General features: G+C 41.7%; 2 protein-coding genes. Both read left to right on the forward strand.

The window, feature by feature from the left end; genetic code table 11:
• Positions 1–600: Fic family protein (locus Q8P13_00140; protein MDP2670868.1), on the forward strand; the 600-nt coding region annotated here is incomplete at its 5' end.
• Positions 601–628: 28 nt separating this feature from the next.
• On the forward strand, positions 629–1159 hold a 531-nt coding region (locus tag Q8P13_00145), incomplete at its 3' end, for a DNA ligase (protein MDP2670869.1).

Genomic DNA, 1159 nt, shown 5'->3' on the forward strand with positions numbered 1-1159 from the left:
GTCCGGAACTTGAGCAGGGCTTTTTTTGAATGGCTTTCTTCTGAAAAATCTATAGATGTACATCCGGTTTTGGCAGCAGGCGTAGCTCATTATGTTTTGGCGTATATCCACCCTTTCGTTGATGGCAATGGCAGAACATCAAGAGCTCTTGCGACTATGGTTTTGTTTACGAGGGGATATGATATTAAAAAGTTTTTCTCGCTTGAGGAATATTTTGATCGTAATGCAAAAAGGTATTATGAGACTCTCCAGGCTGTTTCCGATCAAAAAGAGGAGCTTGTCGATAAAGACCTAACTGTATGGCTGGAATATTTTTGTGAAGGGTTGGCAGAGGAGCTGGACAGGGTAAAGGAAAGAGTTAGAAAATTGTCGTTGGATTCTAAATTGAAGGGAAGAACTGGCCAAATTGCACTCTCGGAACGCCAGTTAAAGCTGGTTGAATATATTGAGTCATACGGGTCGGTTAGCAACAGGCAATGGAGAAGTTTGCTTCGTGATTACAGCGACGATACGATTCTTCGCGACCTCAAGGATTTGCAGAAAAAAGGACTGATAAAGAAAAAGGGAAGCACAAAGGGAGCTGTTTATACTTTGAAATAAGAGAGCTTGTATTTTCGATGACTCAAATATGAAATTTTCAAGACTTGCTGAATATTATGAGAAGCTGGAAGCGACCAGTAAAAGACTGGAGCTTATTGATATTCTTTCAAAACTTTTTAAGGAGTCGAATTCTGAGGAAATCGGGAAAATTTGTTATTTGATTCAAGGCCGAGTGGCGCCGTTTTTTGAGGCGACGGAGATTGGAATGGCAGAGTCGATGGCTGCTCAAGCTGTTGGTAAAGCATACGGTAAAAGTAAGGATGAGGTGCTCAAGCTATATCGACATAAAGGTAATATGGGAATCACAGCAAGTGAACTTGCTGCGAGTTCAAAATTCAAAATTCAAAGTTCAAAGTTATCAGTAAGTGAAGTGTTTGCCCAGCTTCGCAAAATTGCGGAATTCAGCGGTAAAGGAACGGTCGAACAAAAAGTTTCAACACTTGCAGATCTTCTGAAGAGTGTTGATTCGGTTTCCGCAAAGCACCTTGCCAATATTCCGCTTGGAACGCTTCGACTTGGGATTGGTGACCCAACTGTTTTGGATGCGCTTTCGATTGCC

Source organism: bacterium (assembly GCA_030704665.1).
In the GTDB taxonomy this organism is placed as follows: Bacteria; Patescibacteriota; Microgenomatia; order Woykebacterales; family RBG-16-39-9b; genus JAUYID01.